Consider the following 20,285-nt stretch of genomic DNA (forward strand, 5'->3'; position numbering starts at 1 on the left):
AAGGCGGTCCGACGTCCGCCCTCCTCCGTGCTGAGCAGGCTCAGCCTGGGCCGTCCGCGTGAAGGCATCGTCCACGAAGAGCATCTTCCGATCGAGCGACGGACGGATGGCCCCAGGCGGTCACCGTGCTGCGCTCACCTGCTAAGCTCACCGTCACTAATGAGCCTTCCTGGCCCGGATACGACATCCGTCCAGGAAGGCTTTTTTCATGCCCTGGCGCCGCTCGTCCGGGGACCAGCGCTCATCGAACAGGCCACCTCTGCAAAGGAGTCACGTGCCAGACGTATCCGTTCGTCTCGCGAACACCGCCGACCGCCCCGTGGTGGAGCGGCTCTGGCTGATGTTCCGCCATGACATGTCGGAGTTGGGCAATCTGCTGCCGAACGCTGACGGAACCTTCCGCAGCGACCGGCTCCACATGGCCTTCTCCGAGCCCGACTGGGCGCCGTACCTCCTCACAAGCGGTGACCGACCGGCCGGCTTCGCGTTCGTCCGCGGTCTGACCGCCCCGACACGGGTGCTGAACAGCTTCTTCGTGGTGCGTGGTGCACGGCGGACAGGGATCGGGCTGCACGCTGTTCAGGAGATCGCGGCCAGACACCCAGGCTCGTGGGAAGTCGCGTTCCAGGATGCCAACATCGCCGCTGTGCACTTCTGGCGTCGCGTCGCCACGGAGATCTCCGACGACGCGTGGACCGAGGAACGCCGACCGATCCCAGGGCGGCCCGAACTGCCTCCTGATGTCTGGATCTCGTTCAACGCCCCTGGGGAGACGGACGGCTGAGCATCAGGGCGGTCGATCCGGGCTGTCCCTGACGGCCGACGGGCGGCTCGTCAACCGGCGCGCTCGGCGAGCAGGGTGTGCGGGTTGCTGGATTCGTACCAGCCGAGGAAGGGAGGACAGACGTCGTAGCCCAGCAGCCGCTGCAACTCCTCGGGGTACTCGCGGACCACATCCATCGGCACGGCGAGATACTGATTCTCCTCCTGTCGCATATTGCCGGCGATGTAGGAGAGGGTCAGCCCGGTACGCGGCTCGGTGGACGCGTTACGGCCGCCGCCGTGATACAGACCGCCGAGCCAGATCAGCGCTGATCCGGCCGGCATCTCGGCCGGCACCGCCTCGTCGCGCTGCGGTGCCCGCTCGTCGTCCCAGCGGTGACTTCCCGGGATCGTCATGGTCGCGCCGTTCTCCGCGGTGAAATCGGTCATCGCGACCATGACCTGGACCCGGGTGGTGGGTGCGGGGTAGGGCCGCAGATGCGAGGTGTCGTCGCGGTGCAGCCACTGCGCGCCCTCGCCGGGCCAGATCTGGATCACCTGGGTCGCGCTGACCTGGATGTTGGGTGAGATGTTCACCTGCTGACCGCTGAACCACACCGGCACGGGCTGCTGTATCAGCCGGCGGGCAGCCCCGAGGAACAACGGGTGCAGCGCGACGGCGGCCATGTGCCGGCTACGGGCGAACAGCGAGGACATCCGTTTGGTCTTGTGGCCGGAGAAGTCGTTGTCGCCGTAGCCGAACTTCTCCAGCGCGGGACCCAGGTCGGTCCACAGCGCCTGTCGAGTGTCGGGGTCCAGGAACTCCTCCACGACGACTGCACCATGTTGGTCGAGGAGACTGCAGACCCGGTCGAGATCGGCATCGGAGTGGACCGTGACGAGGTCTTCGTCGGTCATTTGTTTCCCTTCCCTGTAGGCGTGCGGTTCGTCTGCCGGAAGCGGTTGATCGCGTCGAGATGCCGCTCGCGCATCGCGGTGTCACGGACGCCCAGCCCCTCGTGCGGTGCCAGGGCCAGCACGCCGACCTTGCCGAGGTGCCGGTTGCGGTACACGTCGTCGACTGCCTGACCGGCGTGTTCCAGGGTGTACGTGCGGGAGAGGGTGGGGTGGATCCTGCCCTTGGCTATGAGCCGGTTGGACTCCCATGCCTCCCGGTAGTTGGCGAAATGCGATCCGACGATCCGCTTCAGCGACATCCACAGGTAGCGGTTGTCGTACTCGTGGCGGTAGCCGGAGGTGGAGGCACAGGTGACGATGGTGCCGCCCTTGCGGGTGACGTACACCGAGGCGCCGAAGGTGTCCCGGCCGGGATGCTCGAAGACGATGTCGGGATCCTCCCCACCCGTGAGCTCCCGGATCCGGCGGCCGAACCGTTTCCATTCCGCCGGGTCCTGGGTGTACTCGTCCTTCCAGAAGGTGTAGCCCTCGTCGGCACGGTCGATGATCGCGTCGGCGCCCATCGCCCGGCAGATGGCGGCCTTGGCCGGGCTGGACACCACACAGATCGGGTTGGCGCCGCCGGCCAGCGCGAACTGCGTCGCGAACGCCCCCACGCCGCCGGACGCGCCCCAGATGAGCACGTTGTCGCCCTGCTTCAGCCGGGCACCGTTGCGGGAGACCAGTTGCCGGTACGCGGTGGAGGCGACCAGACCGGGTGTGCCGGCCTCCTCCCAGGTCAGGTGCGCCGGTTTGGGCATCAGCTGGTTCGCCTTGACCAGCGCCAGTTGTGCCAGGCCGCCGAAGTTGGTCTCGTACCCCCAGATGCGCTGGTCCGGATCGAGCATCGTGTCGCTGTGCCCGTCGGGCGCCTCCAACTCGGCCGACAGGCAGTGCGCGACGACCTCGTCGCCGGGGTTCCACGCGAACACGCCGGGCCCGGTACGCAGCACGACTCCGGAGAGGTCGGAGCCGATGACGTGGTAGGGGAGGTCGTGCCGCCGGGCCAGGGGCGAGCGGCGGCCGTACCGGGCCAGGAACGTGAACGTCGGCAGCGGTTCGAAGAGCGCGGACCACACGGTGTTGTAGTTGATCGAGCCGGCCATCACCGCCACCAGCGCCTCGCCGGGCCCGACCTGGGGCACGGCGACTTCGTCGAGGTGCATCGACCGGCGCGGATCGCGGTCCTCGGCCGCGACCCGGACGAACATCTCGACCTCGTCCGCGTGCAGGGTCACGGCGCGGTAGCTCTCCGGGACGGGCAGCGCGGCGAAGTCCTCCGGCCGGGTGTCCGGGTCGAGAACGGCGTCGATGATGTCTTGCATCTGTGCTCCTCCGTGTACGCGACTGCGGAAGCGGGGGGACCGGCGGGCCGCCGCCCGGTCAGTGCACGAGCCGTCCCATCAGGCGCTTGAGTTCGGCGGCCGGATCGGTGGTGAGTCCGCCGTGCACGGGACTGGTCTGGATCACGGTGCTGCGGGGTGCGGTGAGCCAGCCGAAGCGCGCCCCGCGCGTGCCGGACCCGGCGGGACCGCCCTCGGGGCCGCCCGCGCACACCGCGCGGATGGTGTCCAGGGCCGCCGTGACCATCTCGATGTCGATGTCGGGGTCCAGCGCGCGAAGCCGGTCGGCGTCGACGTGGATCGCGGCGCCGAGGAAGTCGGCGCCGGGGCAGTAGAGCAGCGCCCCGACGTTGATCCGCTCGCTGCGGTCGACTCGCGGGACGGCGCGCAGCAGGGCGTAGTCGAAGCCGAGGAGGGACGGCGTGGCGGTGGTCATGCGTCCTCCTCCGGCCACCACGCGCGGGGTCCGGCGCATCGGGTGAGCAGATAGTCCACGTAGCGCCGCCGCAGGTCGGCGGGGTCCGCGTCCTGGGGCACGGAGTTCATGCCCAGCAGGAAGCTGTCCGGGACCAGGGCGGTGATCTCGGTCAGCGTCTCGGCGGTCACCGCCTCGGCGAGTTCGGCGTCCAGTTTGGCGAGAACGGCCGGGGCGAGGGTAGCGACCAAGTCGGCGAGCACGTGCTGGGACAGGTCGTAGCGGCGCTCGGCCCAGGCGGCGACGGCCGGCCAGGAGTGCTGGAACAGCAGTGCGGCACCGTGGTCGATGGCCCAGAGCCGGCGGTGCCAGATGATCAGGTTGGGGTTGGACCAGCTGCGGTCGACGTTGGCGGTCAGCGCGTCCAGCCAGTAGATCCTGGCGGCCTCCTCGGCGGGCGGCTCCCATCCGACCCCGTCGTAACCGACCGACCCGGGCAGGAAGTCCATGCCCAGGTTCTCGCCGGCGCTGGCCCGCAGTAGCTCCTGGATCTCCTGGTCGGGGTCGCGGCGCGCCATTTCCGGGTCGATGTCTATGGTGACGAGCTCGGGGACACGGATCCCCAGTCGCCGGCCGAGTTCGCCGACGACGATCTCCGCGACCAGGGCCGCGGTGCCCTGGCCCGCGCCGCGGAACTTCACGACGTAGATGCCGTCGTTGTCGGCCTCCACCAGGCCGGGCAGCGATCCGCCCTCACGCAGGGGCGTCAGGTACTGCGTTCCTAATACTCTTTGCAACAAAACTCATCCTGCTGTTCGTTGTCGGGCATGGAAACGGTGGTCACACGAGCTGGACGGGCAGTCGTGTGACGGCTTTCAGGAAGCGCGGGCCGACCTCGTCGGGGTCGGCGGCCAGGCGCACGTCGGGGTAGCGCGCGAACAGCTTGTTGAGCGCGATCTCGGTCTCCGCCGTGGCCAGCGACGCCCCCGGGCAGAAGTGGTCGCCGGCGGCGAAGCTGAGCTGGGGGTTGTCGGCGCGGGTGACGTCGAGGACGCGCGGGTCGGTGAACCGCTCAGGGTCGTTGTTGGCGGCGCCGACCACGAGCTGGATCTGGCCGTCCTTGGGGATGGTCACCCCGTCGATCTCGATCGGCTCCGCGGCGAAGCGCGGCAGGGCCATCTTGATCGGACCGGAGTAGCGCATCAGCTCGCGGACCGCCTGGACGGTGTTCTCCGGGTGCGACTTGACCAGCTCCAGCTGGTCGGGGTGGACCAGGAGGTTGAAGAAGCTGAGCGAGATCGAGTGCCGGACGGTGTCGAGGCCGGCCTGCACCAGGACCAGGACCAGGGCGACGAGTTCGACCTCGTCGAGCTTCTCGGTCTCGTCGCTGATCTGGACCAGGTCGGAGATCAGGTCGTCGCCGGGCTGGGCGCGGCGCGCGCCTATCAGCCGGATGACCGTGTCGACCATGCCGTGGAGCGCGGGCGGCAGGATCTCCGGGTCGGGGCGGACGAAGGTGGTGAACGCCTCGGACCACTTCAGCCACTGGTCGCGGTACTCGTCGTCGACGCCGAGGAGTTCGCAGATGACCGTGGTGGAGATCGGGTGGGCGTACCCGGCGACGAGGTCCGTCTCGCCTTCGGGGTCCATTTGGTCGAGCAACTGGTCCGCGAGCCGCTCGATCCGGGGGCGCAGGGACTTGACCCGGCGCACCGAGAACGCCCGGTCGATCAGGGAGCGCACGCGCCGGTGGTCCTCCGGCACCATCGTCATGATCGTCGAGTCGAAGTACTTGAGCAGTTCCTCGGGCACGCCGCGACGGCGCATGCTGTCGAGGTGGACGCCCTCCGGCGGGTGGTTGCTGACCCGGCGATCGGCGAAGAGGCTGCGGACCGCCTCGTAACGGGTGACGACGTAGACGTCGGCGCCGTCGGAGAAGCGGCCCGGGCACACCGGCCGGGGCGCGCCTGTCCAGCGCTCCCCCGCCTCGCGGTCGGTCACGAAGTTGACGTCGGACAGGTCGAACTCGACGTCCGTCCAATCGAATGTTCCGGTCACCAAGATCCCCAATCGCTGGCTTCACCACGCTGATCCGAGTGCTCACGGGGGCCGTCGGCGAGCGGTGCGGCACACCCCGGGTTGAACTGTGCGGTTTTCAGATACAGGACTGTATCAGAATGCGGTACTGTATCTGTGTTCTCGGAAGGAGGCCCATCATCGGCAAACGACTCACCCGGCAGGAGAGCCGGGAAATCACGCGCCAGGACCTGCTGCAGGCAGCTGCCGACCTGTTCGCCGAATGCGGTGTCAACGGCACCTCGGTCGAACAGATCGTGGAACGCGCCGGGTACTCCCGGGGCGCCTTCTACGGCAACTTCGACGGCAAGCAACAGCTGATCCTGGCTCTCCTGGAGCAGCGCACCGAGCGTGAACTGGCCGAGGTGCAGGCACTCAGCGCCGACGCCGGCTCGTTCGAGGAGACGATCGAGCACCTGCGCAACTGGCATCGCGGGCGGGACAAGAACTTCGCGAGCTGACTGGCCCTGCGCACCGAACTGTGGCTCTACGGCATGCGCGATCCGGCGGTGTTGTCGGTGCTGGCCGACCGTGAGCGCCGTTCCCGCGAGGCGATGGCCCAGGCCCTCGCGCAGGGTTTCGCCGCACGGTCGGTCACCCCGCCCGCGCCGGTGGAGCTGCTCGCCCTGATCGTGCACGCCCTGGACGACGGGCTCTCCATCCAGCGCGTGCTCTCGGCCGGCGAGAGCCCGGCCGGGGGCGTCATGGACGTGGTGGATCTGCTGATGCGGTCGTGGACCGCGCTGGCCCGCGCCGGAACCCCCGAAGCCACCGATCCGCCCGCCTCTGAGGGCGGCGCCACTCCCTGAGCCGTCGGCCGGTCCCCTCTTCCGGCCGCGCCATACCGAAGAACTGGAGTACCACCCATGAGCGAGGAAGCGAAGTCGACGACGGCGGAAGCGGCTCTCGGACCGCCCGTCGCCGCCGACGGCCCGGACCCCAAGCGCTGGTTGGCGCTGATCGTCCTGCTTGCCGCGACCTTCATGGACCTGCTCGACGTCAACATCGTCACCGTGGCGATCCCGAGCGTTCAGAAGGACCTCGGCGCCTCCTCGGCCGCCGTCCAGGCGCTGAACGTCGGTTACACCCTGTCCTTCGCGGTCACACTGATCACCGGCGGCCGGCTCGGCGACATCTTCGGCCGCAAACGGGCCTTCCTGATCGGCGTCGCCGGCTTCGTCGTGGCGTCGGCCCTGTGTGCCTTCGCCCCCAGCGCCGAAGTCCTGGTGACGTCCCGGGTGCTGCAGGGCATGGCCGCCGCCATCATGGTGCCGCAGGTCCTGGCGGTCATCTACGTGACCTTTCCGGCGGAGGAGATCGGCCGGGTCGTGAGTCTGTACGCCAGCATGATCGGCCTGGCCATCGTCGCCGGACCGCTGCTGGGCGGCGTGCTGATCTCCTGGGACCCGGGCGGCCTGGGCTGGCGGACCGTCTTCTTGGTCAACCTGCCGTTCGGCGTGGCCGCCCTGATCGCCGGCGCGCTGTGGATGCGCGAGTCGAAGTCGCCCCGCGCCACCCGGCTGGACCTGGTCGGCATGGTGCTGGTGACCACCGGCCTGCTGTTGCTGCTGCTGCCCCTGCTGCGCGGCCGCGAACTCGGCTGGCCCGCCTCAAGCATCGGCTCGCTCGTGGCCTCCGTACCGGTCCTCGTGGCGTTCGTGTACTACGAGCGGTACAAGACCGCCAAGGACGGGTCGCCCCTGGTCGTCCTCTCCCTCTTCAGGATCCGGACCTTCGGGGCCGGGGTCGGCGCACAACTGCTCTTCAGCTGCATCCCGGCCGGCTTCTTCCTCAGCTGGACGCTCTACCTGCAGGGCGGTCTGGGCTGGTCGGCGCTGCACACCGGTCTCACCGCGATCCCGTTCTCGTTGGGCGTCCCGATCGCCGGCAACCTCGCCGTCCGCAAACTCTTCCCCCTCTACGGACGCAAGTGCCTGTTCGGCGGGGCGCTGCTGATGATGGCCGGGCTCCTGCTGTACGCGTGGATCGCCGACCGGGCGGGCGACGGGATCACCTCCTGGCACGCCGTCGTCCCGATGCTGCTGCTCGGCTCCGGCATGGGCATGCTGCTGGCCCCGCTGACCGGCATGACCCTGAACGACGTCGAGCCGCGGGAGGCCGGCGCGGCGTCCGGCCTGATCAACGCGGCCGGTCAGCTCGGCGCCGCCCTCGGCGTGGCCATCATCGGCGCGATCTTCTTCTCCGGCCTCGCCGCCAACGCGGGCACGCAGGCCGACCGGGTGCTGCCGAGCGTCCCGGCCGTCGCCTCGCAGCAGGCCGGGATCCGCGCCTGCGCCGTCGACTCCCACGACCAGGCCGACCTCACCGCCGTGCCCGACTCCTGCCGCGCCCTCGGAACCGAGGACCCCGCCCGGCAGAAGGCGATCGGGAACGCCCTGACCGACATCAACTCCAGGACGTTCACGGCCACCTTCAGCGAAGCCCTCTACTGGGCGTCCGCGGGCCTGGCCGCGGTGATCTGCCTGCTGTTCCTGCTGCCGCGGCAACCGCGGCGGCTGGGAGTGTCCTGACCGTCCCCGTCCCCGTCCCCGTCCCCCCGGCACCTGAGAGGCACCTCCACCATGCCCCGCAAGAGTTATCAGGTCATCGTCTACGGCAAGTTCGCGCCGCTCGACGACGACCAGCGCGCCAAGCTGCTGGCCGTGGCCGACCAGCACGACCTGTTCCACTCGAAGTTCACCGAGGAGGGCACGGTCACCTACGAGCGGACCCTGCTCACCTTCACCTTCCGCTGTGCCGTGAAGGCCGACGCCGAGGACAAGACCGAGAAGGTCGTCGCCGGGGTCGAGGAACTGGCCACGGCCGCCGTCCGCGGCCTCGGCGCCGATGTGCGCGATCTGCGGTCCGTCTGCACCGACCTGGAGACCATCAAGATCAAGCGGCGGGGACGATGACGCCCGAGACATTCACCGTTCTCCTTTCCGACTCCGCTGTTCGGCGGGTTTTCTCGGCCGTGGCCCTGGGCTCGTCGACCTCCGCGGAGATCCTCGCCGCGACCGGGCTCGCGGCCCCGGAGGCCGCCCCGGCCATCGGCCGGCTGCTGCGCGAGGGCCTGGTCGTCCCCCGGGGCCGGGGCCGGCTGGCGGTCGACGAGGCCGCCCTGGGTGCCGCGGCCGAGATCGCCGGACGCCGTCTGCGGGAGCAGGCGGAGGCCGAACAGCCCGATCCCGGGCTGCGCGGCTACGTCCGTGGCACGGTGCTGGTCCGGTTGCCGGAGGACGACGACGAGACCCGGCGGGCGGTGCTGGACCATGTGGCGGCGACGACCTTCGAGGCCGGTCGGGAGTACGACGAACGCACCGTGACCGATCTGCTGCGGCCGTGGTGCGAGGGCGCCGCCGTGGACCCGGTCTCGCTGCGGCGGTCCCTGGTCGACGACGGGTTCCTGCACCGCGAGTCCGGGTCCTACCGGCTCGTCTCCCTCGTGGGGCCCGGCTCGTCATCCTGACCCCGCCGCGGCCGGCGAGGGCCGCGGGCGCCGGACGGCCGCCAGGACGGCGGCCTGGTAGGGAGTGAGCGCCGGCGCCGGCGGGGCGGACGTCGGCCAGTGCGGGTCGCGGCCGTAGGTGAACAGCGTGCCGAGCGACGACAGCATGGCCCGGCGTTCGGTCCGCCGGCGGCCGGAGGGCAGCACCTCCCCCGGCCGTCCGGCGCTCTCCAGCGTCTGCCGCAGGCTGGAGAGCAGCACCGGATGGGTGCTCACCTCGACGAAGATCTCATGACCGTCCTCGGCCAGCCGGCCGGTGGCGGCGGCCAGCCGGACCGGCTCCCGGAGGTTGCGCATCCAGTACGCGGGCCCCAGGTCGGTGCCGGGGACCGGCGCCGCGGTCACGGTCGAGTAGAACGGCACCCGTGACGGCACCGGGCTCAGCGGGCGCAGCGCCCCAGCCAGGTCGTCGCGCAGTTCGTCGACGTAGTGGCTGTGCGAGGCGACCGTACCCCGCACCATCCGGCAGTAGACGCCGCGCCGATCGAGGTCCTCGACCAGCGCCGTCAGCGTGGCGGTGTCCCCGGCCAGCACGGTCGAGCGGGGACTGTTCTCCCCGGCGACGCAGATACGGCCTCCGCTGGAGGCGGCCAGGGCGTGCGCGGCCTCGGGCGACAGCTCGGTGGTGGCCAGCGCGCCCCGGCCGGCGATCCGCCGCAGCAGGGCGCTGCGACGGCAGGCGATCAGCAGGGCGTCGTCGAGGGTGAGCGCTCCGGCCGCGTACCCGGCGGAGATCTCGCCCATGCTGTGCCCGGTCACCGCGTCCGGCTCCACCCGCCAACTGCGCCACAGGGCCACCAGGGCGATCTGCAACGACACCATCGTCGGCTGCAGCACGTCGATCTCACCGAGCCGCGACATCGCCGGGCCGGCCCGCAACTGCTGGATCACCGAGAAGCCGGCCAGCTCGCGTACCCGTTCGTCGCAGCGCCGCAGCGCCGCGCCGAACACCGGCTCGGTGTCGAGCAGTTCCAGGCCCATGCCGTCCCACTGGGCGCCCTGGCCGGCGAAGACGAACACCAGTCCCGGCCGCCGGGACGGCGACGGAGGCGGTATCCGGTCGGCCCACTCCCGTACCAGCTTGTCCAGGCCCTCGGCGAGGTCGTCGTAGGAATCGGCGGTGAGAGCGGCCCGGTGGGCCAGACCGGGTGTCCTGGCTGCCGCGTCGTGGCAGTACCGGGCCAGCGTGGGCAGGTCCCGGCCGGCGCGGATCCGGTCCGCGTGCCCGCGGAGGGCGGCGAGCAGGCCCTCCTCGGTCCCGGCGGCGACGGCGAACAGCCGTACGGTCACTTCTCCCCCTCAGACTCGGACGGCGACCTGGTGCCGGTAGCTCTCCATCGGCAGGCCGCTCATCCACGGCACGAGGCCGAGCCGGCTGAGTACCTTGACCGAGGAGGGCGGCCGGTAGCCGGCGAACATGCCGCCGAACATCAGGATCTGACTGTGCGTGGCGATCGTGCGCACCAGCGGGTTCATCCGCTGCCGGTCGAGCGTGCGGCGGAAGCGGCTGCCCGGGGCCATCCGGCGGCGCACCGCGGCGCGGACCTCGGCGGAGACGTCGTGATCGGTGATCCACTTCAGCTGGGGCATCTCCTCGGTGATCCCCCGCATCGTCCGCAGCCGCTGGCGGGTGAACACGTCGATGTGCGACAGCGTCCCGCCCGGCCGCAGCACCCGCGCGGCCTCGTGCAGAAAGCGGCCCAGATCGGGATACGTGTGCGAGCTCTCGATGTTGATCAGCACATCCACCGAGGAGTCCTCGAACGGCAGCTTCTCGGCGTCGCCCTGGACGAAGCGCAGGGTCTCACCCCGCGCCAGCGTGGCCTCGGCCCGGGCGACCGCCTTCGGCGACAGGTCGAGGCCGGTCATCCGGGCGCCGGGGACGAGGCGGGACAGGAAGTTGAGCCCTTCGCCCGTCCCGCAGCCCACCTCCAGAACCGTCCGGTCGGCGCACCCGTCCAGACCGTCGGGCAGGTCGCGCAGGGCCAGGTAGTAGAGCTGCTCGCTGAACCCGTCGGTGCCGAAGTCGGTGAACCCGGGCAGCCGGGCCTCGATCTCGGCCGCCAGACCGGGGTCGTACATCCCCCAGTTCCACAGCTCACCGCGACCGGACAGGGTGGCCGCCATGTCGTAGATGGAGGAACTGGCGGATTTCATCCCGGCGGCCTCGGCCCCCGAGCGGGGTGCTCTGGACTCGTCGAGGTTGATGTCCGCGAGACCGGCGGTGAAGGCGGTCATCACATCGGGTTGGCTCATTGGGGTCTCCGAGTTCGCCGGATCGGTGCGGTCACGCGTCGACGGTGTCGCCGCGTATCAGGTCGTCGGCGCCGTCCGGCGCCTCGGCGGGGTCGGAACCGACGTGCTGCGGTCGGTTGCCGTCGTCGACGAAGACCACGCTCGGCCGGTACGCGCGAGCCTGTTCCTCGGTCATCGCCGCGTAGGAGATGACGATCACCAGGTCGCCGGGACTGATCAGCCGGGCCGCCGCGCCGTTGATGCCCACCACTCCGCTGCCGGCCGGCCCCTCGATGACGTACGTGCTGAGCCGGGCGCCGTTGTCGATGTCGACGACGTCGACCTTCTCCCCGGGCAGCAGGTTCGCGGCGGCCATCAGCGTCGAGTCGAGCGTCAGCGAGCCGACGTAGTGCAGGTCCGCCTGCGTCACGGTGGCGCGGTGGATCTTCGACTTGAGCATCTCTCGGTACACCGGGTGGTCTCCGTTCACCATGTCACCGGCAGCTCGTGGACGCCGTAGATGATCGATTCGGGGTTGGTGCGGACCTGGTCCTCGGGGATCGCCAGCCGCAGCCCGGGCAGCCGCCGGGCCAGCCCCTCGAACGCGATCCGCAGCTCAAGGCGGGCCAGTTGCTGGCCGACGCACTGGTGGATGCCGTAACCGAACGACAGGTGCGCCACCGGCGGCCGGGTGATGTCCAGGCGGTCCGGGTCCTCGCAGAGCGACGGGTCCCGGTTGGCCGCGGCCAGCGACAGGGACACGGCGTCTCCCTCGGTGAAGTGGTGCCCGTCGAAGTCCATGTCGGCGCCGGCCGCGCGGATCGAGCCGGCGTGCATGACCGTCACGTAACGCAGCAGTTCCTCCACCGCGCCCGCGCCCAGGCCCGGGTCCGCGGCCAGCGCCGCGTACTGGTCGGGGTGTGCCAGCAGGGCGAAGGTGCCCAGCGCGATCATGTTCTTGCTGGTGTCGTAGCCGCCCACGAGCAGCACGCTGCCGATGGTCGCCAGCTCCTCGTCGCTGAAAGCGCCGTCGGAGACCAGCGTGCCGAGCAGGTCGTCGGTGGGCTCCTCGCGTTTGGCGCGGATCAGCTCCATCAGCTGCCCGCCCACGTTCTGCCAGCCGGCGATCGCCTCCTCCGCGCTGGAGTGGACGGTCAGCAGCGCCTTGATGCCCTTGACGAACACGTCCCGCCGGTCGGCGGGAACACCGAGCAGCTCGCAGATCACCAGCCCGGCGACCGGCTCGGCGAACGCGGCGACCAGGTCGGTGGGTCCGCCTTCCTCGATCATCCTGCCGAGATACAGGTCGACGTGCTCGGTCAGCCTCGGCTCCATCGTCCGGGTGCGGCGGGCCGAGAACCAGGCGGTCAGCCGGCGCCGGTAGTGGGTGTGCTCCGGCGGGTCCATCGCCGTGAACATCCCCGGCGCCAGTTCGGTCCGGTTCCCGGCCATCGGCAGCGGGATCGGCGTGCGCAGCAGGTCGCCGCGCGAGCTCATGCCCCGGGCGGCGAGGAGCCGGCGGACCTCGTCGTAGCCGGTGATCAGCCAGCCGAGGTGGCCGTCCGGGAAGACCATGCGGGCCACCGGCTGCTCCTCGCGCAGCTCGGCGAGCTCGGGTGCGGGGTCGAACGGGCACGTGCCACGGGTCATGGGCAGGCCGTCGACGGGACGAACGGTCTCGGACACAACGCTCTCCTTTGCTATACGCCGGCGGACCCGACGATCTCGGCGGCTTCGGTGATGAGTCGGTCGGCCAGTTCGTCGGCGTGCCGGTCACGCCAGGCCTCGTACGTGGTGCCGCGCAGCCAGTGGTTGCAGGCGCCCAGCGCCGGCCCGCAGGCCACCTGGTAGTCCGCGACCCGCTCCGGGGTGCCCTCGATCGCCCAGCGCTGTGCCTGGGCGCAGTACCAGCGGAAGACCAGGGCCATCCGGCGCTTGGGGTCGGCCGGCTCGCCGGCGGGGACGACCCGCGACGCCAGCTCCTCGAAGCCGGCGCCGAAGTAGTCGCGTTCCACCCGGGACCGGATCCAGCCGGGCACGGCGTCCCAGGAGTCGTAGGTGCGCCACAGGTCGTAGAGCTTTCCGGCGCGCACATGGAAGAGCACGCCCTTGCGCAGCACCCGGGCCCGGCCGCCGAGTTCGAACAGGGCACCGTGCGGGGCGTACGCGGTGTCGTGCACGTCGAGGTTCGGCAGCAGGTCCTTGGCGGCTTCGCTGAGCCCGCTCTCGGCGGTGCAGAGGTTGATCGACCCGGTGAGGATGAAGTCGGCGCCCAGGACGAACGCGGCGGCGGCCGACTCCGGGGAGCCGATGCCTCCACCGCCCCCGACGCGTACGCCGGAGGCGACCCCGCCGAGCTGTGTGCGCAGCCGTCGCACCGAGGGCAGCAGCGCGGGCAGGGAGCCCTGGTCGGTGTAGTCGGCTCCGTCGCCGATCGCGCAGATGTCGTCGGCCAGGGCGATCCGCTCGCCGGCCGCGGCCTCCTCGGCATTGAGCAGTCCGTCGTCCACCAGCCGTGTCACGAGGGGGCGCGGCGGTGGTGCGAAGAACAGGCGGGCGGTGTCCAGGCGGGTCACCTTGGCGAGCAGCTTGCGCGGGGCGTGCACCGTTCCGTCCGCCAGGATGCGGGCACCGGTCAGACGGTGCCTCACCAGTGCGGGGGTCACCTCGACGTACGTGGCCGCCTCGACGAGACGGACGTTCTCACGGACCAGCAGGTCGACCATGTCGGCCTCGGCGCGCGGGTCGAAGGGGTCGTAGGTGATGTTGACCCCGAACGGCGCGTCGGCCCCGGCGGCCGCCCGGATGCCGCGGATCGCGTCGGCGACGTCCGCGAGCGGGAGCCCGGCCGCCCCGAAGTGGCCGAGCAGGCCGGAGCGGGCCAGCCGGGCGACCAGGGCGACGGAGCTGACGCCGTGGTGCATGCCGCCGGCGACGTAGGCGTGCCGGACCCCGTGGTCGCGCCGGAACGCCGCCGAGCCCAGCTCCGCGCGCCGCGGTGCCGGAGCGTTGACCGGCCCGGTCGGCACCGTGGTCCGTGCCGGTTCGGGCCGCAGTGGGGTGGCCTCGTCCCGGATCCGGGCGATCAGCTTGGTCAGCACCTGTCCCGGGCCCAGTTCGCGGACCCGGAAGTCGCCCCGGCCCATGAGCAGCCGGATGCTGTCGGTCCACCGCACCGGGGAGACGATCTGGCGGCGCAGGGTGGCGGCCACGGCGTCCGGCTCGTACGGCCGGGCGTCGACGTTGCTGATCACCGGGATCTTCGGGGCGGCGAAGGCGGTGGCGTCCAGCAGGCGCCCGAACTCCTCCGCGGCCTGCGCCATGTAGCGGCTGTGGAAGGGGGCGCTGACGTTGAGCGGGGCACAGCGGGCGCCCTTGTCCTTGAACACCGCAAGCGCGCGGTTGACCGCGTCGGCCGGGCCGGCGACGACCGTCTGGGTCGGCGCGTTGTAGTTGGCGATGTCCAGTCCGGACAGCTCGTCGTCGCGCAGCACCTCCCGGACCAGGGACGAGTCGACGGCCGAGACCGCGGCCATGGTGCCGCCGGTGACCTGTCCCATCAGCCGGCCGCGTTCGGCGACCAGGCGCAGGCCGGTTTCGAAGTCGTACACGCCCGCGGCGAACAGGGCGGCGAACTCACCGAGGCTGTGCCCGAGCAGGTAGTCGGGCAGACGGCCGCCCTCCTGTACGGTGGCCAGCCAGGAGAGCGCGCCGACCACGTACAGGGCCGGCTGGGTGTACCGGGTGTCGCGCAGGTTGCGGCCGGGGTCCTCAAGGCACAGTTCACGGATCGAGTACCCGAGGACGGCGTCGGCCCGTTCGACCAGTTCGGGGAACCGGTCGAACAGGTCTCGGCCCATGCCCTTGACCTGAGCGCCCTGACCCGGGAAGACGTAGACGTCGAAGCCGTCGCCCGGGGTGGCGGGGTCGGCCACGGGCGTCGGAGCGGTCATGGTGGTCACCTCGGTTCGTCGAGCCGGGGCGGCGATGACCGAGCGGGTGTCGAGCACCGCCTGGTACAGCACCTCGTCCCGGGCGTACGGGGAGAGCAGCGGCAGCACCCGGGACCGGCTGCCCTCGGGAAGCCGCGCCCGTACCAGGTTGGCCATCGACCCGGACGGTCCGAGGTCCAGGAAGAGCAGGTCGTCGCGGGCCAGCAGCGGTTCGAGGGCGCGTGACAGGTCGAACGGCTCACGGAGGACCTGCCAGAAGTGGTCCGGGCCGGGGTGGCGCACCTCGGCACCGGTGGTTCCGGAGATCAGCGGGATCGACGCGGCTCGGGGCGTGAGACCGCCCACGAGCTTCGTGAAGGCGTCGCGCACGCCGTCGATCAGCGGCGAGTGGAACGGGAACAACACCGGGAGCCGTTGGCAGAGCACACCCGAGGCGGCCAAGTGGCGCTCGATGGCGTCGAGCCGGCCGGCCGTGCCCGCGAGCACGAAGTTGTCCGGCCCGTTGATCGCGGCCAGATGCGCCCCGGCCAGCGCGGGTTCGCGGTCGACGAGGCCGGCGTCGGCGAGGACCGCCAGCATCCCGCCGCGCGGGCACTCAGCCTCGAAGAGCGCCACCTGCTCCAGCAGCGAGCGCAGACATTCCTCGGGGTCGAAGATGCCGGCCACCGCGGCGGCGACGACCTCGCCCAGGCTGGCGCCGAGCACCAGCTCCGGCTCGAAGCCGTGGGCGCGCAGCATGCGGGCCAGAGCGTACTCGACCATGAAGATGGCCGGCTGGGTGAGCGACAGGCGGGTCATCGCCAGCTCGGCGCCGCGGCCGTCGCCGTGGATCGCGTCGATGACCGAGTCGCCGTTGATCTCGCGCACCACCGCGTCCAGAGAATCCAGAGCGTCGCGGAAGAACGGGTCGGCACCGTAGAGCCACCGGCCCATGCCGTGGTACTGGGAGCCCTGCCCGGCGAAGAGGAAGACCGGTTTCAGCATGGTGAGTGGTCCCCTTCGGCCGCTCACCCGAGCCCGCGCAGGCGGCCGGCCAGCGCGGCGGGGGTCGGGTTCTCGAACACGTCGGTGAGTGGCAGCCGGACACCTGTCTCGTCCTTGATGCGCTGGGCGAGGGCGGCGGCGAGCAGCGAGTGGCCACCGCTGGTGAAGAAGTGGGAGTCGGCGTCCAGGTCCGGCTGGTCGAGCAGCTCGGCGAAGAGCTTGGTCAGGGTGGCGGTGAGCGCGTCGCCGCCGACCGGGCCCGCGGCGTCACCGCCGGTCGCGGCCGGCCTGCGCGCGGCGAGGTCCGCCAGCGCCAGGTAGTCGACCTTGTCGCTTCCGGTACGCGGAAACGCCTCCACCGCGAGGAAGCGGTGCGGCACCACCGAGCGCGGCAGCCGCTGCCGGGCGTACTCCCAGAGCTCGCCCATCGCCTCGGGCCGGTGCGGCACCTGGACGAAAGCGGCCAGGCTGCCGTCCGTGCCGGGGTCGCCGACCACCAGCACGGCGGCCGCCTCGACGTCCGGGTGATCGGACAACACCGCCTCGATCTCGCCCAGTTCGATCCGGTTGCCGCGCAGCTTCACCTGCCGGTCCATGCGGCCCAGCAGGTTGATGCGGCCGTCCGGCAGCCAGCGCGCCACGTCTCCGGAGCGGTAGAAGCGTCCCCACCGGGGGTTCGATCCGAACCGCTCGGCGGTGAGGTCGGGCCGCCCGTGGTAGCCGGCGGCGACACCGACCCCGGCGACGCACAATTCGCCGCGCAGGCCGATCGGCAGCGGCTCCCCGTCCGGGCCGGCGATGAAGACCCGGGTGTTGGCGATCGGCGTCCCCACGTCGACCCGGTCGCCGGGGTCCGTCGGCACCCGTCCTGCGGTCGCCCAGATCGTGCTCTCCGTGGGGCCGTAGACGTTCCACAGTTCGGCGCCCGCCCCGGTCAGGGTCGCGGCCAGGCCGCCGGGCAGTGGCTCACCTCCGCTGAGCAGCGTGCGGCCTGCGACCAGAGCGGTGATCCGGTCGGCGACGAGTCGCCAGGTGGTCGGCGTCGCCTGCAGGAATCCGATGTCGTGGACGCGTATCGCCTCGGCCAGCAGGGCTCCGTCGGTGCGCGCCTCGTCGGGCAGCACGACCGTGTGGCCGCCGTGCAGCAGCGGCATCATCAGTTCCAGCGACGAGGTGTCGAAACTGTACGTGCTGAGCCAGCCGGTGGGCCGCGCCGTCGCGGCGACGCCGAAGCGCACCGCGTAGTCGGTGATGTGGTTGGCCAGGCTCCGGTGGGTGATGGGGATGCCCTTGGGCCGTCCCGTCGATCCGGAGGTGTAGATCACGTACGCGAGGGCGTCCGGCCCTGCCGCGCCGGTCCTGTCGCGGTCGACGGGGAGGGTGGGCGCGGCGTCGACGTCGGGGGCGGGGACCGTCCGGCGGTCGCCGGGCGCGGTGAGGCCGTCGCCGGTCACCACCACCCGTGCGCCCGCGTCGTCCAGCTGGTAGGCGATGCGCTCCGCCGGGTGGTGCGGGTCCAGCGGCAGGTACGCCGCACCGGCGAGCCAGGTCCCGAACACCGCGGCGGCCAGTGCCGCACCCCGCGGCACGAGCAGCGCGACGATGTCGCCGGGGCGGACGCCGGCCGCCGTCAGCCGCTCGGCGGTGTGCGCCGCGGCGGACCACAGGCGACCGTAGCTCACTCCACGGTCTCCGTCGCGGACCGCGAGGGCGTCCGGCTCGGCGGCGGCGCGCTCGGCGAATCCGGCGAGCACCGACGTCAGCTCGATCGGGCGGTCGGTGGCGTTGGCGGCGTCGATGACCGCGTGGTCCCGGGGTGACCAGATCGACAGCGAGCCGACCGGCGTGTCCAGGGCGGCGCCGACGGCGACCAGCAGCGCGTCGTAGCGGCGGACCATGAGGTCGACGTCCGCGCGGTCCAGGACCCCGGTGTAGAACGCCGCGCGCACGGTTGCGCTGTCACGGTCGGAGGTCACGAAGAATTCCAGGTCGAACTGGCTGAACCCGTTCTCGACCACGACCAGTTCCGCCGCGGCGCCCGCCACCGTGAAGGTGCGCTGGCCGGCGGTGAACGGCACGTAGTTGAACACGTGCCGGAACAGCACGTTGCGCCAGCCGGAACCGTCGCGCTCGACCACGTCGAGCAGTTCGTCGGCGGGGGTGTCCGCGTGGGTCATCGCCTCCATGAAGACCCGGCGCGCCCGGCCGACCAGCTCGCGGAAACCTGCCGTGCGCTCGGTCAGCAGGCGCAGCGTGACCAGGTTGCTGTGGTAGCCGACCGCCCCGGCCGCTTCCCGGCCGCGCGTGTTGACCGGCGAGCCGATGGTCAGGTCGGGTCCGGCGCCGTGTCCGGCCAGCAGCACCGCGTACGCGGTGAGCAGGACGACCGACTCGGGCGCGCGCAGCTCGCGTTGCAGCCGCCGGACGACCTCGTGCGCCTCGGGCGACAGGACGTGGGTGACCTCGTCACCCTCCAGCGTGGTGGTCGCCGGGGCCGGCTTCTCGCACCACAGCTCCGAGCCGGACGAGCGGAACCCGGCCATGGTGTCGCGCCAGAACGTGAGGCTCCGTTCGGAGGGCGCGGGCTCGTGCCAGGCGGGCACCGGGTCCGGCTCGGGGGTCCGGCCGGCCAGCACCGCCTCGTAGAACTCGACGAGCTGGGCGCGCAGGACGGCGGTGGACTGCACGTCGGCGATGGCGTGGTGCAGCGCGAGACAGAGGATGTCGTCGTCGGGGCCGTGCAGCAGCAGGGCGCGAAGCAGCGGGCTCCCGTCGGCCCGGAAGGGGCGGGCCACGAAAGCGGTCAGGGCGTCGCGCTCGTCACCGTGCCCGGCGCCGTGGTCGTCACCGTGCGCGTCCGCCTGCTCCGGCTCGATGCGGAGGCTGGGCAGGACGGTCCTGGTCAGGGCGTCGTCGCTGCGGTGGAAGACCGTGCGCAGCACCTCGTACCGGCGGGGCAGCAGGTCGAGTGCCGTGGCCAGGGCGGCCGGGTCGAGGCGGCCGGCGACGCGGAAGGCCAGCGACAGGTTGTTGGCGCCGCTGCCGGGCACGAGGTCGTCGAGCAGCCACAGAGCGGTCTCCTTGCGCGAGGCGCGCCCGCGGGCGTCCGCCGCGCCGGCCGTCATCGGCGGGCCTGCGAGCCGGTGCCGAGCAGGCCGGCCACGGTCGTGGCGACCTCCGGGGTGCGCAGCAGATCGCGGTGCTCCACCTCGAACCGGACCTCGTCCGCCACGGCGATCGGTGCCAGGCCGGGGGTGGCGCGCATCCGGTTGAGTCCGCTGGCCGGGCTCGCCGAGGTGACGACGGTGGCCCGGGACCAGCCGGGACGCGGATCGAGTCCGGCGGCGACGCCGAGATAGGTCATGAACGAGCCGACCAGGGCCACCAGTTCACCGGCGTAGCCCTCGTCGAGGCCGGCGCGGCGCAGCGCGGCCGAGCCGATCGGCTCGAAGATCGCATAGAGCTCGGTGGCGAACGCGGCCGGGGTGATCCCGGGCCGGGCGGCCAGGCGCTCCGCGGCGCCGGCCAGCTCGTCGACCTCGGCCGGGGTCAGTACGGCGGTCATGTTGCCGATGACCCGGCCGAACTGCAGGTGCACGGTGGGCACGTCGACGAGTTCGGGGTCGAAGACCACCACCTGCGGGGCGACCGGCTGGCGGTCGGCGATCCTCTCGGCCAGGGCGCCGGCGAAGACCGATCCGGCGCAGTAGCCGAGGACCGCCCGGACCCTGCGTCCGCTCGCGGCGACCTCGGCCAGCCAGGGCGCGAGGTACTCGTCCGGGTCGATGCCGGGGCCGGGGGCCCGGGCCGGTGCGACGGTCTGCCACAGCGCGCAGTCCAGTCCCAGGCTGGGCGTCAGGTCGGCGAAACCGCCCTCGTTGCGGCCCGTCACCGGGAAGTCGGTGGCGAGCACGACGTCGGCGTCCGATGCTGCGTCGAGCACCACATTCCACACGGAAGGGCTTGGCATCTGGCAATTCTCCTGAATATCGAGAGGTCAATCAGGGAGGTCACTACAGGGCAATTTCGCACGCATCGCCGGAGCCGTTCCT

18 protein-coding genes are annotated in these 20,285 nt (G+C 71.5%); 6 read left to right on the forward strand and 12 right to left on the reverse strand.

All coding sequences use genetic code 11. From position 1 onward, the window contains the following. Positions 1–274: 274 nt before the first annotated feature. On the forward strand, positions 275–784 hold the full coding sequence (locus tag B446_RS01550) for a GNAT family N-acetyltransferase (RefSeq protein ID WP_020937636.1): 510 nt from the start codon (positions 275–277) through the stop codon (positions 782–784). A 50-nt stretch (positions 785–834) separates the two neighbouring features. Here B446_RS01550 and B446_RS01555 read toward each other — a convergent pair whose 3' ends face one another. From B446_RS01555 to B446_RS01575, 5 genes are read right to left on the reverse strand one after another with little or no spacing between them, the layout of a single operon-like run. Next, positions 835–1,680, reverse strand: coding sequence for a phytanoyl-CoA dioxygenase family protein (locus B446_RS01555; RefSeq protein WP_020937637.1), 846 nt, complete (start codon positions 1,678–1,680; stop codon positions 835–837). Beyond that, on the reverse strand, positions 1,677–3,044 hold the full coding sequence (ccrA, locus tag B446_RS01560) for a crotonyl-CoA carboxylase/reductase (protein ID WP_020937638.1): 1,368 nt from the start codon (positions 3,042–3,044) through the stop codon (positions 1,677–1,679). The genes B446_RS01555 and ccrA overlap by 4 nt, the downstream gene beginning before the upstream one ends. Positions 3,045–3,102: 58 nt before the next feature. Further along, positions 3,103–3,498 carry a DUF3037 domain-containing protein gene (locus B446_RS01565; RefSeq protein WP_020937639.1) on the reverse strand — a complete coding sequence of 132 codons (396 nt, stop codon included), beginning with the start codon at positions 3,496–3,498 and terminating at the stop codon, positions 3,103–3,105. Continuing rightward, positions 3,495–4,274 carry a HipA family kinase gene (locus tag B446_RS01570; RefSeq protein ID WP_237751110.1) on the reverse strand — a complete coding sequence of 260 codons (780 nt, stop codon included), beginning with the start codon at positions 4,272–4,274 and terminating at the stop codon, positions 3,495–3,497. The genes B446_RS01565 and B446_RS01570 overlap by 4 nt, the downstream gene beginning before the upstream one ends. A 43-nt stretch (positions 4,275–4,317) precedes the next feature. Continuing rightward, entirely contained in the window at positions 4,318–5,535 is a 1,218-nt protein-coding gene (locus tag B446_RS01575) for a cytochrome P450 family protein (protein ID WP_020937641.1), read from the reverse strand. A 119-nt stretch (positions 5,536–5,654) separates the two neighbouring features. On the opposite strand from B446_RS01575, the gene B446_RS40055 reads away from it, so the two are divergent. Genes B446_RS40055 through B446_RS01595 form a run of 5 tightly spaced genes read left to right on the forward strand, consistent with a single transcriptional unit; the run spans position 5,655 to position 9,022 of the window. Further along, positions 5,655–6,014: a TetR/AcrR family transcriptional regulator gene (locus B446_RS40055; RefSeq protein ID WP_237751111.1), complete on the forward strand. Its 360-nt coding sequence runs from the start codon at positions 5,655–5,657 to the stop codon at positions 6,012–6,014. Positions 6,015–6,032: 18 nt separating this feature from the next. Further along, entirely contained in the window at positions 6,033–6,362 is a 330-nt protein-coding gene (locus B446_RS40060; protein ID WP_337587803.1) for a TetR family transcriptional regulator C-terminal domain-containing protein, read from the forward strand. Positions 6,363–6,419: 57 nt separating this feature from the next. Continuing rightward, entirely contained in the window at positions 6,420–8,084 is a 1,665-nt protein-coding gene (locus B446_RS01585) for an MFS transporter (protein WP_020937642.1), read from the forward strand. 51 nt (positions 8,085–8,135) lie between these two features. Next, entirely contained in the window at positions 8,136–8,468 is a 333-nt protein-coding gene (locus B446_RS01590; protein ID WP_020937643.1) for a DUF6204 family protein, read from the forward strand. Then, complete coding sequence (locus B446_RS01595; protein ID WP_043474507.1) at positions 8,465–9,022, forward strand: DUF2087 domain-containing protein; 558 nt, start codon at positions 8,465–8,467, stop codon at positions 9,020–9,022. Before B446_RS01590 ends, B446_RS01595 begins: the two co-directional genes overlap by 4 nt. Here B446_RS01595 and B446_RS01600 read toward each other — a convergent pair. From B446_RS01600 to B446_RS01630, 7 genes are read right to left on the reverse strand one after another with little or no spacing between them, the layout of a single operon-like run. Then, a complete protein-coding gene (locus B446_RS01600) occupies positions 9,014–10,351 on the reverse strand; it encodes an acyltransferase domain-containing protein (RefSeq protein WP_020937645.1) in 1,338 nt (445 codons plus the stop codon). The genes B446_RS01595 and B446_RS01600 overlap by 9 nt on opposite strands. A 9-nt stretch (positions 10,352–10,360) precedes the next feature. Further along, positions 10,361–11,317 carry a class I SAM-dependent methyltransferase gene (locus tag B446_RS01605; protein ID WP_043474510.1) on the reverse strand — a complete coding sequence of 319 codons (957 nt, stop codon included), beginning with the start codon at positions 11,315–11,317 and terminating at the stop codon, positions 10,361–10,363. Between the two features lie 31 nt (positions 11,318–11,348). Beyond that, positions 11,349–11,768 (reverse strand): aspartate 1-decarboxylase, encoded by a 420-nt coding sequence (gene panD / locus B446_RS01610; RefSeq protein ID WP_052352224.1) that lies wholly within the window; start codon positions 11,766–11,768, stop codon positions 11,349–11,351. Positions 11,769–11,782: 14 nt separating this feature from the next. Beyond that, positions 11,783–12,982 carry a cytochrome P450 gene (locus B446_RS01615; protein WP_020937648.1) on the reverse strand — a complete coding sequence of 400 codons (1,200 nt, stop codon included), beginning with the start codon at positions 12,980–12,982 and terminating at the stop codon, positions 11,783–11,785. A gap of 14 nt (positions 12,983–12,996) precedes the next feature. Continuing rightward, positions 12,997–16,233, reverse strand: a complete 3,237-nt coding sequence (fabD, locus tag B446_RS01620) for an ACP S-malonyltransferase (protein ID WP_020937649.1) — start codon at positions 16,231–16,233, stop codon at positions 12,997–12,999. 23 nt (positions 16,234–16,256) lie between these two features. After that, positions 16,257–19,358 carry a non-ribosomal peptide synthetase gene (locus B446_RS01625; RefSeq protein WP_020937650.1) on the reverse strand — a complete coding sequence of 1,034 codons (3,102 nt, stop codon included), beginning with the start codon at positions 19,356–19,358 and terminating at the stop codon, positions 16,257–16,259. Beyond that, positions 19,355–20,203: a hypothetical protein gene (locus B446_RS01630; protein ID WP_020937651.1), complete on the reverse strand. Its 849-nt coding sequence runs from the start codon at positions 20,201–20,203 to the stop codon at positions 19,355–19,357. The genes B446_RS01625 and B446_RS01630 overlap by 4 nt, the downstream gene beginning before the upstream one ends. Positions 20,204–20,285: the final 82 nt, after the last annotated feature.

This window comes from Streptomyces collinus Tu 365, assembly GCF_000444875.1.
GTDB lineage: Bacteria > Actinomycetota > Actinomycetes > Streptomycetales > Streptomycetaceae > Streptomyces > Streptomyces collinus_A.

What these genes read in the sequence shown, in the direction of transcription:
- B446_RS01605 (WP_043474510.1), bottom strand. Translation starts at nt 11,317, where the DNA reads ATGAGCCAACCCGATGTGATGACCGCCTTCACCGCCGGTCTCGCGGAC.
- B446_RS01555 (WP_020937637.1), bottom strand. Translation starts at nt 1,680, where the DNA reads ATGACCGACGAAGACCTCGTCACGGTCCACTCCGATGCCGATCTCGAC.
- B446_RS01630 (WP_020937651.1), bottom strand. Translation starts at nt 20,203, where the DNA reads ATGCCAAGCCCTTCCGTGTGGAATGTGGTGCTCGACGCAGCATCGGAC.
- B446_RS01585 (WP_020937642.1), top strand. Translation starts at nt 6,420, where the DNA reads ATGAGCGAGGAAGCGAAGTCGACGACGGCGGAAGCGGCTCTCGGACCG.
- fabD (WP_020937649.1), bottom strand. Translation starts at nt 16,233, where the DNA reads ATGCTGAAACCGGTCTTCCTCTTCGCCGGGCAGGGCTCCCAGTACCAC.
- ccrA (WP_020937638.1), bottom strand. Translation starts at nt 3,044, where the DNA reads ATGCAAGACATCATCGACGCCGTTCTCGACCCGGACACCCGGCCGGAG.
- B446_RS40055 (WP_237751111.1), top strand. Translation starts at nt 5,655, where the DNA reads ATGCGGTACTGTATCTGTGTTCTCGGAAGGAGGCCCATCATCGGCAAA.
- B446_RS01625 (WP_020937650.1), bottom strand. Translation starts at nt 19,358, where the DNA reads ATGACGGCCGGCGCGGCGGACGCCCGCGGGCGCGCCTCGCGCAAGGAG.
- B446_RS01595 (WP_043474507.1), top strand. Translation starts at nt 8,465, where the DNA reads ATGACGCCCGAGACATTCACCGTTCTCCTTTCCGACTCCGCTGTTCGG.
- B446_RS01590 (WP_020937643.1), top strand. Translation starts at nt 8,136, where the DNA reads ATGCCCCGCAAGAGTTATCAGGTCATCGTCTACGGCAAGTTCGCGCCG.
- B446_RS01565 (WP_020937639.1), bottom strand. Translation starts at nt 3,498, where the DNA reads ATGACCACCGCCACGCCGTCCCTCCTCGGCTTCGACTACGCCCTGCTG.